A 22,259-nucleotide genomic window follows, 5' to 3' on the forward strand; every position below is an offset into this window, starting at 1 on the left:
TATCTGACCAACGACCATCGGGAGGCCGTGGATGCCTTCCTCAACAAACGTGCGCCGGAGTTCGTCGGCCGGTAAGCCAGGGCAGCAGTAGCTCCTGGCATCCCGACAAGGCCCCGGCTCAGACCCGGGGCCTTCGCTTTTCCGATGCTCGTATTTCATGGCTAGTGCCGCAGGAAAGCGGCAAACACAGTAGGGAGAGAACAGATGACCTTGCGCGTGATCGTTTGCTACACCGGCGGCGTCGGCCGCGAACTGGTGCGCCAGCTGCTGCATAACCCGGCCTTCGAACTGGTCGGCGTGCTGGTGCACAGCGCGGACAAGGAGGGGCTGGACGTCGGCGAAATCGTTGGAGTCGACCCGGTCGGCCTCAAGGCCACGCGTGATCTTGCCGCGCTTACGGCCCTGCGGGCTGATGTGATGTCCTGGCACGGGCTGAAGTGGGAGCCAGAGGTCATCGCGCGCTTTCTCCGCGCCGGCACCAGCGTCTATTCCGGCATCGGTGGTTGGTATCTGCCGAGCCAGCCAGAACACCAGATGCTGCAGGAGGCAGCCGCGCAGGGTGGTGCGGCTCTGGTTGCCGGCGGCAACATTCCTGGCCTGATCAGCGATGTACTGCCGCTGTTCTGCTCGGGTTATTCCAGCAATATCCGCATGGTCAGGGCCAGGCAGCGCAACTACATCCCCCACTATCCCTCCGCGGTGCAGATGGGCCAGTACCTGGGTATTGGCCAGCCCTTGCCCGCAGCAGCTTTCGATCCATCGGCGGCCCCTTCGGAGATAGACAAACTGTGGATGTGGGGCATCGCCCAGTCCGCCGCTCTGGTGGCCCAGGGGTTGGGCGTAGCGATGGATGAACTGCGCCTGACCAACAAGGAATTTGGGGCCTCGCCAGCCGATATGGTTCTGCAACCCAGTGGGCTTGCCGTGGCCAAGGGCACCGCCGCCGGTGTGCGCTGGACCTTCACCGCCTTCACCGGTGGTCAGCCGTTCTACGAGCTGATCAACGAGCAGACGGTGCGCCTGGATATCGGCGCGGGGTGGCGCGATGTGGAGGATGCCCCCAACTGGCGCGTGGTCATCGAGGGCTCACCGACCATCCAGTGCGAACTGGGTCTGGTGGCCGATCCCGCTGCGCCAGATCATGTTGCCGCTCTGAATGCTGCCCGTGCGCTGAACTTCCTAGCACGCATTGCGGCAGCGGCGCCTGGCTGGCGCAGTGTGCTGGACCTGCCAGCACCGGTTGGGACTCTGGCTGCGCGTCGCCCTGGCTTATGACATTGGGGCCTGGAGACGCTCAGGCCTTTTTAGCGCCAACGCAGATGTCTGATGTGATGATCAGTCAGGATTGATCAGTAGCGGCCAGGGCGTGTAGTCGTGTTTGAACGAGGGCTGCTGGTAAAGCTTCCCCGTTGAAGGAATGCTGCCCCGGTAGAAGGGGACGAAACGGCGACTGACGAAATGCCAGCCGCCTGGGCAGCGTTCCAGGACGTCCTCGTACAGGCCAAAGCAGCAGGCCAGCTCCTCCTTGTCCTTGAAGCGCAGCAGTTCGGTGATGCTCCAACTGGCCCGTGCCCGATCGCCGTCCACATCTATCACTCCAGCGGAGGCCGTCTGGCAGATGAACTGGATGGGCGCGAGCGTGGTGGTGAGAATTTCGGCGATGGTCTGACGGCCGATGATGTCGGGCGCGTAGAACGCGGACAGGATGCCGTTTTCGGCGTAGGTGGCGGCTGCTGCCCAGGCATCGAGACGCATGATCGCGTGGCTGTAGGCGGCGGTCAGTTTCTGGATGTTCAATTCGTCTATCAGGCGCTGTGTACTGGTGGTCATGGGCTTGCCTCATGGGGAATCGGTGGCCGGCTGTCTTACATGTCGTCTTCCATGACCTGCAGCGGGCCGCGCGGATAGCCTTCGGCTTCGTAGAACTGTGCGCACCACTCGCGCAGGGCGCGATAGCCGACGACATCGCGCTTGGCGAAGATCGGCTGCTGGCGGAACTTCTGGTGGCGCCACATGCGCGCATCTTCCTCGAACAGCTCCTCGGTCTGTGCCGACAGTTCGCGCAGATGCTGGGGCATGATGTCCGGGGAGACCGGGTCGCGCGGGAAGTAGTAGCTGACCCGCAGGTCGGAGGTGTCGTCGTCCACCGGGGTGCAGGACAGCACCAGGCGGCGACCCAGTACGCCGTGCTCGAAGATGGTGAAGGACAGGCCCACCCCGGCGTTGCGCGCATGCAGGCGCAGGGCAATTTCTTTGGTGCGCTTGCTGAGAAAGCCCATCTGCGACTTCCAGACCGGGGTGCTGGTGTCGAAGTTGAGCAGCACCGGGTCTTCCGGGGCGTTGTGGGTATAGCGAAAGTGCGCGGTGTCCGCGGCATTCTCGGTCATCAGCTGCGGATGGATGCGCTCGCCCGGCTTGAACACGATGTTGTCCGGGTAGCAGGGATAGAAGCCCGTGGGCTCGGCCGGCAGCTCCGGGTTGGCGAACAGGTCCGGCAGCTCCCAGCCTTCGCGGGGCGCGCCGCCGGCCGGGTCGTGCCAGAGGAAGATGATGCCGTGGCGCTCGAGCGCATGGTACTTGCGCATCTTTTTGGGGATCTTGCGCTCCTCACCGGGGATCAGGGCGTTCTGCCCCTCGGTGCCCCACTCCCAGCCGTGGTAGGGGCAGGCGATGCAGTCGCCCTTGACCTTGCCGCCGTAGCCCAGGTGGGCGCCCATGTGCGGGCAGTGGGCATCGAGCACCGACAGCTCGCCTGCGTCGGTGCGGAAGGCGACCATGTCGTGACCGAAGTATTTCAGCGGTTTCACGCCGCCAGGGGGGATCTCGCCACTCCAGCCGATCTGGAACCAGCCGGTGGGCTTCATCGAGAGATTGAGCATTTTTCCTCCTTTTTGTTATTGGCTTGTGGCGAAGGCGAACGCAGCAGCCAGCCCGCCTTCCCTGGCAGCGCGCTGTGCCAAGTCAGCTGCGCGAGCGCGGCATGCCCAGGCCCTGTTCGGCGATCAGGCTGCGGTGGATCTCGCTGGTGCCACCGTAGATGGTCATGCCGATGGACTGGCGGTAGCCCAATTCGATCAGGCCGACACCATGCTCACCACGCAACAGCGAGAAGGGCGCGCACAGCTCCATCAGGTCTACCGCGTCGCGCTGGTACTGCTCGGTGGAGAACAGTTTGGACATGGGCCCGTAGGCTGCGCGGTTCGGCGTTTGCGCCTGGACCGACCAGGTGGCGCGGTAGCAAAGGTCGCGAGCGATGGTGGTATGCACCGCGACCTTGGCCAGGCGGCGGCGCACGTCCTGTTCACCCAGACGGCCGTGCTCGCGGGCCCAGTCCACGGCGTGGCGGTACATGTTCCAGAAGCTGATGCGGTACTGGTCGCCGCTGTGCTCCAGCTCCAGGGTGGCGGCCATTACCGAGGTGCCGGCGTTGATTCCACCAACCCGGTAGCGATCAGGCAGGCGCACGCCGCTCAGGTAGGTGATGTTGGTGCGCTCGTCCTGCACGGTGTACACCGGGTGTACCTCGATGCCGGGCAGGTTCATGGGCACCAGGAACAGGGTCAGGCCGGCGTGCTTGGGCGCGTCTGGATCGGTACGTGCGAGCAGAAAGCAGTAATCGGCCAGGTTCGCCGCAGTGGTGAAGATTTTCTGCCCCTCGATCAACCAGTCGCCGTCGGCGGTCTGCGTGGCGCGAGTCTTGGCGGCGAATACATCGGAGCCGCACGAGGGTTCGCTGAAGCCCAGGCAGGCCAGCGCCTCGCCTCGGGCGAAGCGGGGCAGGGCTTCGGCCTTGGTTTCTTCAGTGGCAAAACGCATGACGATCTGCGCCACTTGATTAGTGATGGGGCCGGTGATGCGCTGCCAGTTGAAGGACTCGAAGACTTCCTGCAGGGCGTGCATGTCGAAGGCGGTCTTGCCACGGCCGCCCCATGCTTCGGGCCAGTGCGGGAACAGCAGTCCGGCCTCGGCCAACTGGCGGTTGAAGCCGGCGTGGTAGCCATCCACCGAGTGGTGGGCGTGGGCCTTCAACTCGTCGCTCAGGTTGCTCTCGAAGAAGGCGCGGACTTCTTCGGCGAAGCGCGCCGCCGCGTCGCCGTAGCCGAACTCCTGGGAGACATTGCCGGCGTCAGGCAGGGGCACATCGGCTTCCCGGTTCCACAGGCGATCGGCGATGAGGTCCAGCTCCCGCGCCGGATCGCCGGCCAGCAGGGACCAGGCGCGCGCGCGTCGGTAGTGGAGCTGGATGTCGTATTCCAGGGACACGCCGTAGCCGCCGAAACTGTGCAGGGCGCGGGCCACGGCGCGAGTGACGGATTGTCCGGCCCACCACCAGGCCATGCAGACCAGAGCGGCGGCATCCGCTTCGTTGTGTGCAATGGCCGCGACGGCGTGCCAGAGCAATAGTTGCGCGCCATCCACTTCGGTCAGCGCGTCGGCCAGCGGGTGGGCGATGCCCTGGAAGCTGCCGATGGCTTTGCCGAACTGCTTGCGTTCGCAGGAGTAGTCCGCGGCCAGCTGGATGGCCTGGCGGGCAAGGCCGGCCAGCATGGCGCCCTTGAGTAGCTTCCACTCCTCGATGGCGGCGAGGAAGGCCCGCCGCGCGCTGTCACTGGAGGCCAGATGCTGGCGTTCCAGGCTGGCCAGTTGTGTGGCGTCCAGGACCAGGCAGCTATCGCTGCCGAGGTTCGCCTGAGGTTGGCGCAGGGCCTCGCCACGCAAGGCGAAGACCCGCTTGCCATCCAGGGCCAGTACCGCTTCGGCAGCCCCTGCGCCCGGCAGTACCAGGGGAGCTGCGCCGTCCAGTGGCTGTGGCAGCAGGCAGACCACTGCGCCCTGGCTGATGCGCGCCAGCAAGTCGGCGGCCTCGGGGCTGTCCAGCTGGGACAGCAGGCGCGCCGCCGGCAAGCTTTCGGCCAAGGGCACCGAAGCCAGGTGGCGTCCCGCTTCCTCGGCCACCAACAGGGCTTCGAGCAGGCCCATATCGCTGCCACCGGCTTCGGCCGGCGCACGCATCATGGGAATGCCCAGCTTCACCAGTTGCTCCCACAGGCGGGGATCAAAACCGTTGGCCTCGGCCTCGCGCACGCGAGTCGGCGTGGATTCACTGGAGAACAACCGAGCGACTGTATCGCGCAGCATCAGTTGTTCTTCGGTAAATGACAGATTCATGGGTAGGCCTCGATGTGGGTGGGGGCGGTCACAGCTCGCTCTCCATGACCGTCAGCGGTCCCTGGGGGGTAGCCCTTGGTCTCAACAACTGGGCACACCCCTGTCAGGCCCTCAGGGCCTGGCGTACAGGTTGCGCAGCTCGATCTTGTTGACCTTGCCGGTGACCAGCTTGGGCAGCGCCTCGACCGCGATGACCTTCTTCGGCTTCTTGTAGCTGGCGATCAGGTTACGGCTGTGCTCGATGAGATCAGCCTCACTGGCACTGTGGCCGACCTTGAGGGTGATCACCGCGCAGACACTCTCGCCCCACTTGGGATCGGGGATGCCGATCACCGCGCACTCCGATACGGCAGGGTGCTGCAACAGGGCCTCTTCCACCTCGCGGGAGTACACGTTCTCGCCGCCGGTGATGATCATGTCCTTCTTGCGATCGACCAGGTAAAGGAAGCCGTCATCGTCGAACTTGCCCATGTCGCCGGTGTGGCACCAGCCGTCACGCAGGGTTTCCAGGGTGGTTGGATGGTTGTTCCAGTAGCCACGGAACATCGCGCTGCTCTGTACAACGATTTCGCCTGGCTCGCCGGTTGCGCACTCGTTGCCGTCTTCATCGACAATCCTGGCCAGCAGGTTGGGGTAGGGCTTGCCCACGGAACCGAGGCGTTTGCGGTCGCGCTCGTCGCCATCCGGGCGGTGATGCTCGGTCGACAGGCAGAACATGCAGACTTCGCTCTGACCGAACAAGTTGACGAAGCCGCAGCCATCGAAGACCTCGATGGCGCGTTTGAGCACTGGCACCGGCATCGGCGCGGCCGAGTAGATGATGGTGCGCACGCTGGAAAGATCGGCTTCGGCCACATACGGATGGTCGAGCACCATCTGCACCATGGTCGGCGCCAACAGCAGGATGCTGAGTTTTTCCTTCTCGATGGCCTTGAGCACATCGAGCGGTTCGAACTGGCGCTGCAGGTAGGCGGCGCCGCCGCGAACATGCTGCGACAGGCTGATGACCATGCCGCCCAGGTGGAACATCGGCATGACGATCAGCGTGGTATCCGGCTGCTGCATGTCGCATAGCCAGGTATCGACCTGGATCAGCTGGCGGTATTCGCGGTGGCCCCAGATCACCCCCTTGGGTTTACCGGTGGTGCCGCTGGTGTAGATCAGGCAGCAGATGTCTTCTTCGCGTGCCTTGGTAGGTGGGCCGGCTGGATCGCCATTGGCGGCGAAGCTGGCCAGGCTGACCGCCCAATCGGTGGCGCCATCGATGCACACGTAGGTCTCGATGGACGGCAGTTGGTGGCGGATCTGCTCGATCACCGCCTGGTACTGGGACTCGAAGAAGAACAGCTTGGGTTTACTGTCGTTGATGATGCTGGCGATCTCGGCGGGCGCCAGACGGAAGTTCACCGGCGCCAGGATAAAGCCGGCCCACTGGGTGGCAGCCATGATCTCGCCGAACTCGATGGAGTTCATCGACAAGATGCCCACCCGATCCTGGTGACGGACGCCGGCTTGGTGCAGCGCCGAGCCGATCTTTAGCGCGCTGGCCAGCAGCTGGCCATGGCTGATGCGACGGTCGTCTTGGATATAGGCCGGGTCGTTGCCATAGAAGCGCGCCCGTTGCTCGAGGTCGTCGGCGAAGGATAGCGGCAGATAATCACGCATTCAGGCCACCCTTCAGCGGTTGACCCATGTTCATCAGGTCGTAGCTGGAACGATCCAGGTGGAAGTCACTGTCGCCAAAACGCTTGTCGTACATCAGGGCGAACTTGTAGTGGTGACCGACCGCGTACTCGTCGGTGGTGCCGATACCCCCATGCAGCTGAATGCCCTGGCCGCTGACAAAATACTGCGCACGTGCGGTGACCACCTTGAGACCCGACACGGCGAAGCGGCGCCGCTGCACGTCACCCGACTCAATGGCAGCGATGGCGCTGACCAGCATCGAGCGGGCCTGATCGGTTTCGACGAACATCTCCGCCATGCGATGTTGCAGCGCCTGGAACTGCGCGAGAGGCTTGCCGTATTGCACACGGGTCTTGAGGTAGTCGGCGGTCATGGCCATGACGGCTTCCATGGAGCCGAGGCAGGCCGCACTCATGGCCAACACGGCGTGATCCAGAGCTTCCTCGAGTGCGTCCAAGGCCGCGTCGCCGCGCAGCAGCAAGGCATCTGCCGGAATCAGGGTGTGATCCAGGGTGATGTCTGCCGCACGGCTGCCATCGACCAGCTCGTAGCTGTCCAGCGCTGCGCCGACCGGATGGCGATCGATCACGAACACGGCGAAGTCGCCGGTGCCTTCGATCTCTGCGGTCACCAGCCAGTGCTGAGCGCTGGCGCCATGGAACACCCGGTGCTTGATGCCGGACAGGCTCCAACCACCGGCCACCGACCGCGCCTTGGTTTCAATTTCGCTGTCGTACTCGTGGCGAGATTGTTGCTCTTGGTGCGCCAGGGCCAGCACCACTTCACCGCAAGCGATCTGACCCAGCAGCCGCTCGCGTAGCGCGAGGTTGCCGCTCGCCTGAACCAGCTTGGCGCAGAGCACGGCGGTTTCCACCACGGGCTCGACGACCAAACCGCCACCCAGTTGCTCCATCAGCAGGGCGAGGTCGAAACTACTGCCGCTCAGCCCGCCAAATTCTTCGGGGATGTTCAGCGCCAGCCAGCCCATTTCGGCAAAGTTATGCCAGTGTTTTTTGCTGAAGCCGTCCGCGCTCTTGAACACCTGACGGCGCTCTTCGAACTGATATTTTTCGCGGATGTAGCGCTCGGCGCTGTCGCTGAGCAGTTTTTGCTCATCAGAAAGTTCGAAATTCATGATCAAAATCCGAAGGCCAGTTTGGCGATGATGTTTTTCTGCACTTCCATGGCGCCGCCGAAAATGGTGCAGGCGCGGAGGTAGAGGAGGTCGACGGTTACGCCAGGTGTGTAGGCTGGCCACAGCGGGTCGCCGCTCGGCGGCGCATAGGCTTCATCGCGGCGATAGACGCGCAGGCTGCGCTGGCCCAAAGCTTCAACCATCAGTTCGGTCAGACGTTGTTGCAGCGAGGAACCGCGAATCTTCAGCACCGAGGCGCAGGCGCCGATCGGGTGCTTGCTGGGGGCTTCGTACATCACCCGCAGCACCGACCACTCCAGCGCCTCGACGTCCAGGCGCAGGGCGGCGAACTTGCGGGCGAAGTGCGGGTCGGCTAGCAGGGGATGGCCATCCTTCAGCTCCTCGCTGGCAATCAGGCGGATGCGCTCCAGGTCGCCACGCGCCTTGTAGATGTCAGCACTGGAGGTGCGCTCGTTGGACAGCAGGAACTTGGCCTGAGTCCAGGCGGCTCCTGATTCGCCGAGCAGGTTTTCACGGGGCACCCGCACGTTGTCCAGGAACACTTCGCAGGTAGAACCTTCACCGTTGATCATGGTGATCTGGCGGACGGTCACACCGGGGCTCTGCATGTCGATGATCATCATCGAGATGCCGCGCTGGGGCTTGTCACTTTGTTCGGTGCGCACCAGGAAGAAGCCCTGTTCGCAATACTGCCCTTCGGTGGTCCAGAGTTTCTGGCCGTTGACGATGTAGTGGTCGCCATCCAGCACCGCGGTGGTTTTCAAGGAGGCAAGGTCGGAACCGGCACCGGGCTCGGAGAAGCCTTGTGCCCACATTTCTTCGCCTTTCAGGATCGGCGGTAAATAGCGGGCTTTCTGCTCTGCCGAGCCGAAGGTGTAGAGCACCGGCGCGAGCAGGCGCAGCCCCTGCCAGCGCAGTTCCGGCGCACCGGCCATGCGGCATTCGTACTCGAATAGGTGCGTCTGCAGGTGGGACCACCCCGTGCCGCCATACTCCACCGGCCAATGCGGCGCCGCCCAGCCTTTGTCGAACAACACGCGGTTCCACCAACGGCGGTCATCCTCATTTGGCGGATGCATGCCGGTACGGCTGCGGCGGATCACGTCATCGTTCAGCGCTTGCTTGAGGAAGTCGCGGACTTCCTCGCGGAAGGCTTCGTCTTCCGGGGTGAGATGCAGGTGCATGGCAAATTACCTTCGACAGATTTGCTGTTCTTGTTTAGCAGGCCAGAGGGCGCAGTGGCGCCGTTCCGGAACATAGGCTGTGGACTGCGCGGTAGGCGTCATGCACGGCATCGCCGATGCGTCCGCCGCGGCGCGCGTCGCCAATCACTGTGACTGGCAGGTTGGCTTCCAGCAGGCTGCGCAACAGGCTTTCGTCCGGGCGTCGGCCCTGGGCGATGAGCACGGCGCTGGTCTGCACTTCGCTGCTGCTGCCGTCCTGGTGGCGCAGCAGCACACGGCCGTCGTCGTCGATGCGTTCGATGCTGGTGTTGTCCTGAATATGGATGCGTGGATTTTCCTGCAGGCGGCGGTTGAGTACGCCGCGGTAGATCATTTCCGCCGAGCGAGCCAGTTGCTCGGCCGGAGAACGGCTCACCAGCACGACCTCATGGCCCTGTTCGCTGAGCAGTTCGGCGGTTTCACAACCGGTTTCGCCGCCGCCGTAGACCAGCACTGGCCGCTCGCCAATCTCGACCGGCAGGCGCGGGCTATCACCCATCAGCAGTTCATAGGCGTCGTGCACGGCAGGGCTGTTCGCCCCCTCTATCGGCATGCGGATGGGCTGGCCGCCAGTGGCCAGCAGGACGATCGCGGGTGCTTCGCCCTGGGTGAGATCGGCCAGATCTGCCCGGCTGTCCAGGTTTACCGTTACCTCGCTGCTCTCAAGCTGGCGATCCAGGTAATCCAGATACCAGGTGAGCTTGTCCTTGAAGGGCGGGGCGGCCGATGCGATCAGCCCCCCACCCAGTACCGAGCGGGCCTCGTGCAGCTCGGTGGCAAAACCGGCCTGTTGCAGCATCAGCGCCGCGGCCATGCCGCCGGGGCCACCGCCGATCACCACTGCGCGCTGCCCGCGACGGCTGCCGGCATCCGGCAGGCTGTCCAACTCATGGCCGGCACGTGGGTTTTCGGCGCAGCCGATGGCGCCGTCGGCGGCGGAACTTATTGCCACGCAATAGTTGCAGGAGGTGCATGGGCGGATGCAGTCCCGCTCGCCGCGACGGGCCTTGTTCGCCCATTCCGGGTCGGCCAGCAGCGGCCGGCCGAGGGCGATCATGTCGGCGTCACCGTCACGGATGGCGCGCTCGGCGGTTTCTGGCCAGCGGATTTGACCGACGGTGATCACAGGCACACTCACGGCTTGGCGAATACGCCGCGAATAGGGCAGGCGCCAACCCTCGGGGGTGGACATGGGCTCCACCACCTTGTCGAAGCTGGTCCAGCCCAGGCCGATGGAGACGTGCAAGGCATCCACCCCGGCCGCCACCAGCTTGGGCGCGATGCGCTCCATGTCGTCGATGGACAGGCCTTCAGGAGTGAACTCGTCGGCGGACAGGCGGAAGATCAGCGGCCGGTCGCCAATGCTCTGGCGCACCCGCTGGATCACCCGGCGCGGGAAGTTGAGCCGGCGTTCCTCGTCCCCGCCCCAGCGGTCGGTACGTTGATTGGAGTAGGGCGAGAGGAAGGACGTCAGCAGGTAGCCGTGGGCGCCATGCAGCTCGACGGCCTGGTAGCCGGCCTGTACCCCCAGTTCGGCAGCGCGGCCGAAGGCCTCGATCAGGCGCTCGGCCTCGGCGTCGTCCATGGCGCGGGCCATCAGGCGTCCAGAGCGTGTCGCGACATCGCTGGGTGCGATGGGCATGCCGTCGGCCAGAAGGTCGCGTTTGGCACCGCGGCCGCCGTGCTGCAGCTGCAGGCAGGCAACCGCGCCGGCCGAGGTTATGGCTTCCACCAGGCGCTGGTGCCCGGCCACCTGGGCCGGGGATTCCAGGGTCAGTTGACGGTGTTCGGAGCGGCCGGTCGCGCCTTCCACGCAGCAGAACTCGACGATAATCATCCCTGTGCCGCCGACTGCACGTTCACGATAGAAGGCGATCTGCTCGGGAGTCACGAAACCGTCCACGCTGCCCAGGTTGGTGGACATCGGGGCCATCACGGTGCGGTTGGGGATTCGCAGGTTACGCAGGACCAGGTCCTGGAACAGGTGGGGGTAGGGAGCGTCGGGCATTGTGGCCTCCTTATTTACCGCTCTGGGCTTTCGACCCTGAAGCAGGATCTGGTCTGCAATCGCTGGGGCGTGTTGGTGTAGATAGCATAAGCTGACGATATATCAGTTATCAGGATTGCGCTAGGGAAAAAGCGAGAGAATGGATGGGGTGGCATTGGTTGGTGAGGTGGCGCTGTTGCTGGTGTGGCGTCTGGTAATGAGCGTTGTGATCGGGGCTGCCGCTGGTCGTCGGTGGTGATGCTTTTGCCTTGCTAGTAAAACTCAAGATAAACGCTCTACCTCGCATGTTTTGGCGAGATATGGCGCGAAAGACGAGAGAAGATGCCTCGCGCTAGAGGCTTGTGCAATTGGACTGGCACTCAGTCAACTGAATGGTTAAGTTACTGATCGGAAACGAAAACCGAAGAGGTGGATGTTTTTTCCGGGTAAAGGGGTTGCGGATAGCTGACTGTGTGTTAGCTTATTGGCGTGGGTTCCGGTCGCTAAGGTATTTGCCGTAGGCCGTTCTACTCATCCTTGCCGATGTTCCGAATGCCGTCTGGTGTGCGGAGCCGTCAACAAAACCGATCTAATTCGGAGAGACAGCCAAGTGAAAAGAACAAAAACAAGAAGTGCTTGCAGCAGTGTTTCAGGCTATCCAAGCCCTTCCAAACTGTCCTGCTCAATCGCGCTAATTATTGGCGCGGTGGGGTCTACCTGTGTGCAGGCGATGCCCTTCGAGACCGGCAATCCGGACCTCGAAGTCCGCTGGGATAATACCGTCCGCTACAACGCCGGTTGGCGCATGGAGGGGCAGAACGACCATTTCAAACGTTCGCCTTACTTTGACGACACAGAGAATAAGTTTGATCGTGGGGACATGGTGACCAGTCGCCTGGATCTGCTCACTGAGCTCGACGTCGTTTGGCAGCAGAAGCACGGTTTTCGTGTCAGTGCTGCGGGCTGGTATGACGATGTCTATCAGGACAGCCCGGAGCCGAATAACGAACTGAACGGCAGCGGCAACTACACCAATAATCACTACAACTCCTATACGAGCCGCTATATCGCAGGCCCATCCGGAGAGATTCTCGACGCGTTCGTCTTCACCGGTTTCCAATTGGGTGACATAGGGGTCAACGTCAAGGCTGGCCAGCACAACGTCTATTGGGGTGAGTCGCTGTTCACTTTGGGCAACAGCATCGCGTATTCCCAAGGTCCGGTGGATACCATCAAGGCGGCCAGCAGTCCGGGGTCGGAAGCCAAGGAGCTGTTCCTGCCGCTTGATCAGATTTCTACCACCATTCAGCTGACTGACGAGTTGGCGTTGTCGGCGCAGTATTTGCTGGACTGGAAGCCTTTCCGCTTGGTGCCGGGCGGCACCTACTTCTCCGGTTCCGACGGAGCGCGCTCGGATCTAGGTGCCCCTCCGGCGGTGACTCCAGCGTCGGTGCTGCCTAACGGAATTCCCAATGGCGATGATTTGGAACCGGATGATGATGGTGACTTCGGCGTGAATCTACGCTGGAGCCCTTACTGGCTGGAGGGCACCGCGGGTCTCTACTACCGCAAGTTCGACGAGAAGTTGCCGTGGAGTTTTACTCAGTACGGTGACCGTGAGCTTTTCCCGGGCGTTGTCATTCCGTTGCCCAATGCAATCCGCTTGAACTACGCCCGAGATACCGAACTCTATGGTCTCAGCCTGACCAAGAACATTGGTACTGTAAGTGTTGCGAGCGAGCTGTCGTATCGCAAGAACACTGCGCTTAACTCGGTGGCGGGTTACACCGTTATTTCGTCCAATGGTGTATCAGCCACTTATGATGAGGCAGAAGGTGCTCGCGGTAATAGTTGGCATGCACTGATTAACGGTATCTACCTGCTGCCCAAGACTGCGCTCTGGGAAGGTGGCACGCTGCAGGGCGAACTGACCTACAACCGTCTTGATAAAATCACCGAAAACGAAGCCCGCTTCAACGATCGTGCTCACGCGTGCGTCACCGCCTTTACCGAAAACTGCGCTACCAAGGACTCTTGGGGCATGCAAGTCGGCTTTACTCCGGAATGGCCGCAGTTGTTCCCAGGCTGGGATGTGTCAATGCCGGTCAGCGTGGCCTACGGCCTGGACGGTAATAGTCCGACCCTGGGTGGTGTCAGCGAAGGTGCGTACAGCTACTCGCTGGGCGTCAGTGGCAAGTACCGCCAAGTGCACAACTTCACTCTGAAGTGGGTCGACTCCTATGCAGACTACGACGTAAATCCGGCGCGTGGTTATGTAACGAGCGACTACACCAACGGCGCGGCCGTGCAGAACGACCACGGCTGGTTGTCCTTCACTTATAAGGCGACTTTCTAGTCCGTTCCTCTTTTCCTGCCCGATGTGAGGGAATAGTCAATGAACTACAAGAAAATGTTAGTGATGGGTGCTGCAGGCATGTTGCTTGCTGGCCAGGCTTTTGCTGCCCCTACGGATGAAGAGATCAGCCAGCTCGGCACTACCCTGACGCCCCTGGGGGCGATCAAGGCCGGTAATGCCGATGGCAGCATCCCCGCCTGGGATGGTGGCTTGTGCTCTGCTCCGGCCGGTTACAAACCGATCATGGGGGCCAAGGGCGGTTCGCCCTATGTCGACCCCTTCGCCAGTGAAAAGCCGCTTTACAGCGTCACCGCGGCCAATCTGGCGCAGTACAAAGACAAACTGGACGAAGGCACTCTGGAGCTGTTCAAGCGTTATCCGGACAGCTTCCGCGTCGATGTGTACCCAACCCACCGGACTGCTTGCTATCCGCAATGGGTGTACGACAACACCATCAAGCGCGTGAAGAATCCTAAGCTCGTCGGCGACGCCCCGGGTCTGGAAGGCGCCCATGCGCAGGTTCCGTTCCCAATCCCGAAAAATGGCTATGAAGCCATGTGGAACGCCAACGTCAAGTATGAACTGCCGTTTTCCGAAGGAACTCAAGCGGCCTACCTGATCGACAGCTCTGGCGGCGTGAGCCTGACCAGTGTGCAGAAGATCGAGAACCGCAACCTGTACTGGGACAACAGCCTGGACAAGGTGCCGGACAATCAGCCGTATTGGGCATTGGTCGCCTCCACCAGCGAGCCTTCGGCTTCGGCCGGCGTCAAGCAGATGCGGTTCAACTTCCTGAACGTCCATGAGCGTGATGCCATGGCTTGGTCCTACGTGCCGGGTCAGCGCCGTGTGCGTTTGGCGCCGGAGTTCAAGTACGACACGGTCAGTACCTCCAGCGGCGGCATCCTGCTGTTCGACGAGATCAACGGCTTCGACGGCAAGATGGACAAGTTCGACTTCAAGCTGGTCGGACGCAAGGAAATGCTGGTGCCTTACAACACCTACAAGGCCTGGAGTGTCGATCCGGAGGTAGCCAACACGCCCAAGCACCTGAATCCCGACGTCCTGCGCTGGGAGCAGCATCGGGTGTGGGTGGTGGAAGCGACCCTGAAGGCGGGCGAGCGCCATGTGCAGAAGGTCAAACGCTTCCTGCTGGATGAAGACAGCTGGAGCATCCTTGTCTATCACTCGCTGGATCAAGCCGGCAAGGTTCACCACCTGATGTACCAGCCGTCGATCCAGATGTATGAGAAGCCTGCCTACCGTAACGGCCAGTACGTCCTGTACGACATGACCAAGGGTGTTTACGGCAACGGTTCCCTGATGGGCGCACCGAAGATGACCGGCTTCTACCAGGTCGATCCGTACCCGGTGAGCTTCTTCACCTCGGGTGCACTGGGTGGCAGTGGGGTGCGCTAAGCACCGCGCTACAAGGTTTGAGCGTCGGGGGGAGCAATCCCCCCTTTTTTTCCTGACTGTTCAGGGATTCAATGCACAACGGTCCGGCGCTGCTGTGAGGTTGAAATGGTTGTTGCACGTAATCTGTTCCTGATGTTCCTTTTCTCGTGCTGCCTGCCGGCCTTTGCGGGCCAGACGAGCGACTTTATCGATCCGCTGGATCGCCCGGCGTCTGCGGTGCGCAACCTGACTGGCGCTCACCTCAATGCGGTGGCTGCGGCGGGGGATCGGCTGGTGGCGGTGGGGGTCAGGGGACTGATCATGAATTCTGATGATGCTGGGGCAACCTGGCGTCAGGTCGATTCACCGGTATCTTCCGACTTGCTGGGCGTGGACTTCCCCACGCCGCAACAGGGCTGGGCAGTGGGCCACGAAGGGGTGGTGCTGCACAGCGCCGATCAGGGCAAGAGCTGGGTCAAGCAGTACGACGGTCGCCAGGCCGCGAAAGAGCTGGTAGAGCATTACACCAAACTGGCTGAAGGCGGTGACGAGGCAGCCCTGGCCTACCTTGATGGCGTGAAACTGAACTACAAGGACGGGCCGGAGCAAGCACTGATGGACGTCTGGTTCGCCGACGACCAGCGCGGATTCGTTGCCGGGACTTTCGGCACCCTGCTGGGCACAGAGGACGGCGGCAAGACCTGGGTGTCCTGGATGGAACGGGTCGACAACCCGGATTTCCTTCATTACCTGGCGATTTCCGGCTCCGGTGAACAGGTATTCATCGCCTCCGAGCGCGGCATCGTCTTCCGTTTCAACAAGGGCAGCGGCCGCTTTGACCTGGTGGAAACCGGGTACTCCGGCAGCTTCTTTGGTATCGATGTCACTCCGCAGGCAGTGGTAGCCGCCGGCCTGCGCGGCACGGCTTACAAATCCTTGGATCAGGGCGCGTCCTGGTCGTCTATGCAGACCGGTGTGAAGGTGGCATTGAGTGATGTCCAGGCACTGCCGGATAGCCGCTTCCTGCTGGCCAGCGTCGATGGTCGGGTGATCATCAGCGATGCAAAACTCGACGCCTTTCAGTCCGTTTCCACCAGCCGGCCGGGGCGTTTCTCCAGCCTGGCTCTGCTGCCGGGCGGCAAAGTGGTCACAGTTGGATACTCTGGTGTGCGCCAGGTGGGCCTGCGTTAGACATCAGTAGAAATACAGAACAATAAGAGGTGAATATGGCTTTCTCAAACGCACTCGACATGCCTGTCATCTCGGATCCGCGGCAGTTCGACAGGGCAAGTGGGAACTGGCTGGAACGCATGGTTTTCAACCATCGCGGCATGGTCATCCTGCTCTGTGCATTGCTGACCCTGTTCTTCGGCTGGAGCGCACTCAAGCTGCCAGTCAACACCAGCTTCGAGAAGATGATCCCGCAGTCTCACCCGTACATTCAGAACTACTTCAAGCACCGCGACGCGTTACGCGGCATGGGCAACGCCACTCGTATCGTGGTGGAGAACACCCAAGGTGACATCTTCGACAAGGATTACCTGGTAGCTCTGCAAAAGGTGAATGACACCGTGTTCCTGATGCCCGGCGTAGACCAGGGCTGGATGCGCGGCCTCTGGACCAGCAGCCTGCGCTGGACCGAAGTGACCGAGGAAGGCTATCGCGGCGGCCCGGTGATCCCGGATCGCTGGGATGGTAGTCCGACCTCCATGGAGCGCCTGCGGGAAAACATCACCCGCGCTGGTATCGTCGGCAGCTATGTGGCCAATAACCAGCGTTCCTCGATGATTTTCGTACCGCTGCTGGAGATCAATCCCGAGACCGGCAAGGCGCTGGACTACGCGGAATTCTCCCGGCAGCTGGAAACCCAGGTGCGCTCGCTCGAGAACGACAAGATCAAGATCCACATCATCGGCTTCGCCAAGCTGGTGGGTGACCTGATCGACGGCCTCTACGACGTCATGACCTTCTTCGCCTACTCGGTGCTGATCGCCACTGCCCTGGTGCTGGCCTACACCCGCTGCTGGCGCAGTACCCTGCTGCTGGTGTTCTGCGCGATGCTCGGGGTGGTCTGGCTATTGGGCCTGCTCAGCGTGCTGGGCTACGTACTTGACCCCTATTCGATCCTGGTGCCCTTCCTTATCTTTGCCATCGGCTTGTCCCATGGTGCGCAGAAGATGAATGGCATCATGCAGGACGTTGGTCGCGGCACCCACAAGTACGTCGCCGCTCGTTACACCTTCCGCCGCCTGTTCATGGCCGGGCTGACGGCGCTACTGGTGAACATCGTCGGCTTTGCCGTGCTGATGATCATCGACATCCCGGTGATTCGCGACATGGCCCTGACCACCAGCCTGGGCGTGGCCATCCTGATATTCACCAAGCTGTTCCTGATCCCGGTGCTGCTGTCCTACTTTGGCGTCAGCTCTACCGCCGCCAAACGCAGCGTGCAGTCGGCGGAACAGTTGAACGCCGGCCGCAGCCCGATGCAGACCATTCGTGCCTGGTTGATCCGCCTGACCGAGCGCCGGCGTGCCACGGTGGCCGTGTGCGCCGCGGTGGTGCTGACTGGCATCGGTGTCTCGATCAGCCAGCAGGTCAAGTTCGGTGACCTCAACCCCGGCGCGCCGGAGCTGCGCCCCGAATCTCGCTATAACCGTGACGTGGCTTTCGTCAGCCAGAACTACGGCCTTTCCACCGACCAGTTCGTGGTGATGCTGAAGACCCCGCTGGGGCAGTGCACGCAGTTCGCATCCTTGATTGAGGCCGACCGCCTGAGCGCGCGCCTGCGTGAGCTGCCGGGTGTGCAGACCACCTTCTCGCCGGCAGACGGGATACGCCTGGCCACGTCCGGTACGTTCGAGGGTAACCCCAAGTGGATGACCATCCCGCGTAACGACAGCAATCGTACCCAGGCTTTCAACATGTTCTCTACGGACCGGCCCGAACTGGCCGACCGCAGTTGCGCCATCACGCCCATCGTCGCGTACCTGTCCGACCACAAGGCGGCTACCCTGGACAGCGTGGTGCAAGAGGTAGAGAAGCATGGCGCCGAGTTCAACACCCAGGATCGCCAATTCTTACTGGCGGCCGGCAGCGCTGGGATCGAAGCTTCGACCAATATCGTAGTCAAAAGCAGCTTCTGGACCTTGCACTTCGTGCTCTATGGAGCGGTCGCCTTGCTCTGCTTCATTACCTTCCGCAGCTGGCGCGCGGTGGTGGTGGCGCTGATCCCGCTGATCATCACCTCGATCCTCTGCGAGGCCCTGATGGTGGTGCTCAACATCGGTATCAAGGTGGCCACACTGCCGGTAATCGCAGTGGGCGTCGGCGTGGGTGTCGACTATGCCCTCTACCTGTTGAGCGTGCAGCTCGGCATGCAGCGCCAGGGCATGACGTTGGCCAAGTCCTATGAGGGTTCCCTGGACTTTGTTGGTCGCATCGTCGGGCTGGTCGGTCTGACCATGGCGGCCGGCGTGCTGCCGTGGATCTGGTCGCCGATCAAGTTCCAGGCCGACATGGGCATCCTGCTCAGCTTCATGTTCCTCTGGAACATGCTGGGCGCGCTGGTGCTGATCCCAGCGCTGTCCTACTTCCTCCTGCCGTCCTCCACCAGCGGTGAACGGGCTCGGGCCGCGCCATCCGGGAGCGAGCCTCCGCAAACCGTCGTCCCAGAGGCGGAAGTCGCTGAAGAGGATCGCCATGCCCAGCAGTACCGGGCCACGGTCTAACTGAATAGTCCGGGCGTCGGAGCAGGGTGAGGTGCGCCTCTTGCAGCAGGCCGTCCGGCCTGCTGCCGTGCGCCTATAGCCGCAATGATGCTTGGAAGGTGAACCATGAAACTTGGATTGGATGGACGTGTAGCCCTGGTCTCGGGCGGCAGCAAGGGTATAGGTCGGGCCTGCAGTGAGATGCTTGCCGCCGAAGGATGCCGAGTCGTGGTTGTGGCCCGTGGCCAGGAAGCCTTGGATGAAACCGTTGCGAGCATCCGTGCCAACGGCGGTAGCGCCATCGGGGTTAGTGCCGATCTGACTCAAGAACATGGCGTGCAGCGGGCCGTGTCCCTGGCCCGTGAGGCCTTCGCGGCGCCGGACATCGTCATCACCAATGTGCACGGCGGTGACCCTGGCGACTTCCTCGAGGACAGCGCCGACGTCTTCATCGACTCCTTCCAGGGTCTGGTGATGAGTGTGGTGCACCTGGCGCGAGCCACTCTGCCGCATATGCGCGAACAGCGTTGGGGCCGCTTGCTCACCATCGGCACCGCCGCCGCCAAGGAGCCCGCGCCTGGGTTGCGGTTGATGGCCGCCAACACCGCTCGCGCCGGCGTGGTGACTCTCAACAAGCAATTGGCCGATGAATTCGCCGCCTTTGGCATCACCGTCAATACCCTGGCCACTGGCTGGATCGCTACCGAGCATATGCGTGATCAGGTGGGCAAGATGGCGGCGGCCAAGGGCATGGCTCTGGACGACATGCTCCAGCGTCTGTCCCGTGGCGTGCCGGTGCAGCGCATGGGCCGGCCGGAGGAGATAGCGTCCTTGGCGACCTATCTCTGCTCGGAGCTGGGCGGTTACCTCACCGGTTGCCTGATCCCCGTGGATGGTGGTGCCCACCGTTCGGCCTGGTAAGAGTTACTCTGGGGAATGCTTAAATGGCACTGAAGACCCGTCGGGTACGTCTCGCACGTAAGCCGCAGAATGCAATCGAAGTCAGCGATTTCCTGATCGAGCAGATCGTGCTGGAAGAGCTCAAGGATGGGCAGTTGCTCCTCCGTCCGCTGTACCTCTCGCTGGATCCTTATCTGTTGAGTTTTATGCGCGACTGGTCTGGCCCGCAGCGTGACTGGAGTGATGGCATCATCGTCGGTCGCGCCATCTCGCAGGTGGTGGCGTCGCAGGCACAAGGTTTCGCGGAGGGTGATCTGGTCATCGGTGACTGCCACTGGCAAGACCTGGACGTGCGTCCGGCCAAGGCCATGCGGCAGCTCGAGTCTTCATTGCTATCTCCGTCGTTGCAATTGGGCGTGCTAGGCGCTTCGGGCATTACCGCCTGGGCAGGCGTGACCGATGTGCTGGAGCCGAAGGCGGGCCAGACCCTGGTGATCTCCGCAGCGAGTGGGCCGGTGGGCAGTGTCGCTGGGCAGTTGGCCAAGGCCGCTGGTGCGCGGGTTGTGGGCATTGCCGGTGGGGTGGAGAAGTGCCGCTACGTCGTTGAACAGTTTGGTTTCGATGCGTGCGTCGACCATCGTCAGGCGGATTTTCCGGCGGCATTGGCGGCGGCCCTGCCGGACGGTGCGGATTTGCATTTCGAGAGTGTTGGCGCGGCTACCCTCGATCCGGTGCTGCCACTGATGAACAAGTTTGGCTGTATCGCTCTGTGCGGGTTGATGCAGCACTATCAGGATCGCGACCCTGTGACCCTGAGCAATTTCCGTAGCCTGCTATACGGGGCGCTGCAATTGCAGTCGTTCCATCTGGCTGATTACGGCAAGCGTTTCAGCGAAGCGACGGAGGTGCTCAGCGGTTTGCTGGAGCAGGGGCAGCTGCGTTATTCGGAGGTGATCAGCGAAGGCCTGGAGCAGGCTCCCGCCGCCTACGTGGCAATGACCAGAGGCCAGGGTATTGGCAAGCATCTGGTTCACCTGGGCTGATTCTGCGGTTCGCTGCCCGGGGCGCGACTGATCTTTATATCCACTCGCCGTTCGAGCGAGCTGGCGGCGGAGAGGACCGATGAAAGACCCGTTGCTCAGCGCTCCTACGCTCTGGGAGTTGCTCAAACAGCGTGCAACGCTGACACCTAAGGCGCCGATGCTGATCGATGGCAGCCGGCATCAGCGCCTGAGCTTTGCCCAAGCAGTGGATATCGCCGAACGCTTGGCCGCCGGCTTTCACGACCGTGGTATTGGCCCGGGCACGTTGGTCACCTGGCAATTGCCGACCGGCTTGCCGGCTGTCATGACTGCGCTGGCACTGGCTCGGCTCAGCGCGGTACAGAACCCAGTGATTTCCCTCTATGGCGAACGTGAGCTTCGCGCCGTAATGGAGCGCAGCCGGTCGACGTTCCTGATCGTGCCCGGTGCCGCGGAGCGTGACTTTCCAGCCATGGCGGCACATTTGCAGGAGAGTCTGTCGCACCGGCCGGAAGTGATAGTGATGGCTGGCGATCTGCCGCAAGGAAAACCATCGACGCTGCCACCAGCACCCGGCGAAGGCCAATCAGTGCGCTGGGTCTACTACACCTCGGGCACCACGTCGGAGCCCAAGGGGGCCTGCCACAGCGACCAGACACTGATGATCGGTGGATATAACCTGGCGCGGGCCATGCGCGTCGACTCCACCGATGTGGGCACCGTGGCTTTTCCCTACGCCCATATAGGCGGTGCCATGTACACCGCCATGCTGCTCGCCAGTGGCATGAGTGCGGTGTTACTGGACAGGTTTAAAGTGGCAGAGGCGGCGGCCATCTTCCGCCAGTTCGGGGTCACCACAACGGGCGGCAGCACTGCCCATTACGAAGCTTTTCTGGCCGAGCAACGGCGCCAGCCAGGCGAGCCGCTGATTCCCTCGCTGCGCCTGCTCTGTGGCGGCGGTGCACCCAAGCCACCAGAACTCTACTACCAGGTGACGACCGAACTGGGCTGCGCGTTGACCCATAACTACGGCATGACCGAGGTGCCGTTGATCTGTGCCGGTTCCCCCGGCCATGGTGATGAACAACTCGCCTGCTCCGAAGGTCTGCCTGTCGAGGATGTCGAGCTGCGCATCGTTCGCCGCGATGGCAGCCTGGCTGACGTGGGGGAGAGCGGCGAGGTGCGGGTGCGTGGTCGTGGCGTGTTCAAGGGCTATACGGACAAGGCGCTGGACGCGGAGGCGTTCGACGCCGATGGCTTCTTCTGTACTGGCGACCTCGGTCTGCTGCGTGCCGATGGTAGGGTGACGCTGACCGGACGTCTCAAGGACGTGATCATCCGCAAGGGCGAGAACATTTCCGCACGGGAGCTGGAGGACTTGCTCTACAGCCATCCCAAGGTGGGCGCTGTGGCCGTGATAGGACTGCCTGATACTGAGCGAGGAGAGCGTGTCTGCGCGGTAGTCGAGGCCGCCGAGGGTCAGCCGCCACTGGAGTTCGAAGAAATGGTCACCTACTTCCGGGCTAGCGGGGTCATGGTGCAGAAGATTCCGGAGCAGTTGGAGCTGGTGGAGCGTCTGCCGCGCAATGAAACCCTGAATAAGGTGCTCAAGCACGTTCTGCGCGAGCGGTTTGCTAGCTGAATCCGCCTGG

The 22,259-nt window shown here is 62.3% G+C and carries 15 protein-coding genes; 8 read left to right on the plus strand and 7 right to left on the minus strand.

Going from position 1 to position 22,259, the window contains the following annotated elements:
- The first annotated feature begins 204 nt into the window (after positions 1 to 204).
- Positions 205 to 1,275: a dihydrodipicolinate reductase gene (locus H3H51_RS20495; protein ID WP_183090936.1), complete on the plus strand. Its 1,071-nt coding sequence runs from the start codon at positions 205 to 207 to the stop codon at positions 1,273 to 1,275.
- A gap of 60 nt (positions 1,276 to 1,335) precedes the next feature.
- Here the strand turns inward: H3H51_RS20495 and H3H51_RS20500 are convergent, their stop codons facing one another.
- The 7 genes from H3H51_RS20500 to H3H51_RS20530 all read right to left on the minus strand — a co-directional run bounded on the left by H3H51_RS20500 (position 1,336) and on the right by H3H51_RS20530 (position 11,242).
- Positions 1,336 to 1,830: a nuclear transport factor 2 family protein gene (locus tag H3H51_RS20500; protein WP_183090937.1), complete on the minus strand. Its 495-nt coding sequence runs from the start codon at positions 1,828 to 1,830 to the stop codon at positions 1,336 to 1,338.
- Between the two features lie 35 nt (positions 1,831 to 1,865).
- Positions 1,866 to 2,879, minus strand: a complete 1,014-nt coding sequence (locus H3H51_RS20505) for an aromatic ring-hydroxylating oxygenase subunit alpha (protein WP_183090938.1) — start codon at positions 2,877 to 2,879, stop codon at positions 1,866 to 1,868.
- An 82-nt stretch (positions 2,880 to 2,961) separates the two neighbouring features.
- A complete protein-coding gene (locus H3H51_RS20510; protein WP_183090939.1) occupies positions 2,962 to 5,169 on the minus strand; it encodes an acyl-CoA dehydrogenase in 2,208 nt (735 codons plus the stop codon).
- Positions 5,170 to 5,280: 111 nt separating this feature from the next.
- Entirely contained in the window at positions 5,281 to 6,834 is a 1,554-nt protein-coding gene (locus H3H51_RS20515) for a class I adenylate-forming enzyme family protein (RefSeq protein ID WP_183090940.1), read from the minus strand.
- On the minus strand, positions 6,827 to 7,990 hold the full coding sequence (locus tag H3H51_RS20520; protein ID WP_183090941.1) for an acyl-CoA dehydrogenase family protein: 1,164 nt from the start codon (positions 7,988 to 7,990) through the stop codon (positions 6,827 to 6,829). The genes H3H51_RS20515 and H3H51_RS20520 overlap by 8 nt, the downstream gene beginning before the upstream one ends.
- Before the next feature lie 2 nt (positions 7,991 to 7,992).
- Positions 7,993 to 9,195, minus strand: a complete 1,203-nt coding sequence (locus H3H51_RS20525; RefSeq protein WP_183090942.1) for an acyl-CoA dehydrogenase family protein — start codon at positions 9,193 to 9,195, stop codon at positions 7,993 to 7,995.
- 34 nt (positions 9,196 to 9,229) lie between these two features.
- On the minus strand, positions 9,230 to 11,242 hold the full coding sequence (locus H3H51_RS20530; RefSeq protein ID WP_183090943.1) for an oxidoreductase: 2,013 nt from the start codon (positions 11,240 to 11,242) through the stop codon (positions 9,230 to 9,232).
- Positions 11,243 to 11,831: 589 nt separating this feature from the next.
- Between H3H51_RS20530 and H3H51_RS20535 the strand changes: the two genes are divergently transcribed.
- From H3H51_RS20535 to H3H51_RS20565, 7 genes are all read left to right on the plus strand, one after another.
- Complete coding sequence (locus H3H51_RS20535) at positions 11,832 to 13,577, plus strand: DUF1302 domain-containing protein (protein WP_328803693.1); 1,746 nt, start codon at positions 11,832 to 11,834, stop codon at positions 13,575 to 13,577.
- A 39-nt stretch (positions 13,578 to 13,616) separates the two neighbouring features.
- Positions 13,617 to 14,996 (plus strand): DUF1329 domain-containing protein, encoded by a 1,380-nt coding sequence (locus H3H51_RS20540; RefSeq protein WP_183090945.1) that lies wholly within the window; start codon positions 13,617 to 13,619, stop codon positions 14,994 to 14,996.
- 132 nt (positions 14,997 to 15,128) lie between these two features.
- On the plus strand, positions 15,129 to 16,166 hold the full coding sequence (locus H3H51_RS20545) for a WD40/YVTN/BNR-like repeat-containing protein (RefSeq protein ID WP_268945838.1): 1,038 nt from the start codon (positions 15,129 to 15,131) through the stop codon (positions 16,164 to 16,166).
- 35 nt (positions 16,167 to 16,201) lie between these two features.
- Positions 16,202 to 18,706 carry an efflux RND transporter permease subunit gene (locus tag H3H51_RS20550; RefSeq protein ID WP_183090947.1) on the plus strand — a complete coding sequence of 835 codons (2,505 nt, stop codon included), beginning with the start codon at positions 16,202 to 16,204 and terminating at the stop codon, positions 18,704 to 18,706.
- A 105-nt stretch (positions 18,707 to 18,811) separates the two neighbouring features.
- On the plus strand, positions 18,812 to 19,606 hold the full coding sequence (locus H3H51_RS20555) for an SDR family oxidoreductase (RefSeq protein ID WP_183090948.1): 795 nt from the start codon (positions 18,812 to 18,814) through the stop codon (positions 19,604 to 19,606).
- A gap of 23 nt (positions 19,607 to 19,629) precedes the next feature.
- Entirely contained in the window at positions 19,630 to 20,628 is a 999-nt protein-coding gene (locus tag H3H51_RS20560; RefSeq protein WP_183090949.1) for an MDR family NADP-dependent oxidoreductase, read from the plus strand.
- Positions 20,629 to 20,707: 79 nt separating this feature from the next.
- Positions 20,708 to 22,249, plus strand: coding sequence for a class I adenylate-forming enzyme family protein (locus H3H51_RS20565; RefSeq protein ID WP_183090950.1), 1,542 nt, complete (start codon positions 20,708 to 20,710; stop codon positions 22,247 to 22,249).
- Positions 22,250 to 22,259: the final 10 nt, after the last annotated feature.

Source organism: Aquipseudomonas ullengensis (genome assembly GCF_014174475.1).
Lineage (GTDB): Bacteria > Pseudomonadota > Gammaproteobacteria > Pseudomonadales > Pseudomonadaceae > Aquipseudomonas > Aquipseudomonas ullengensis.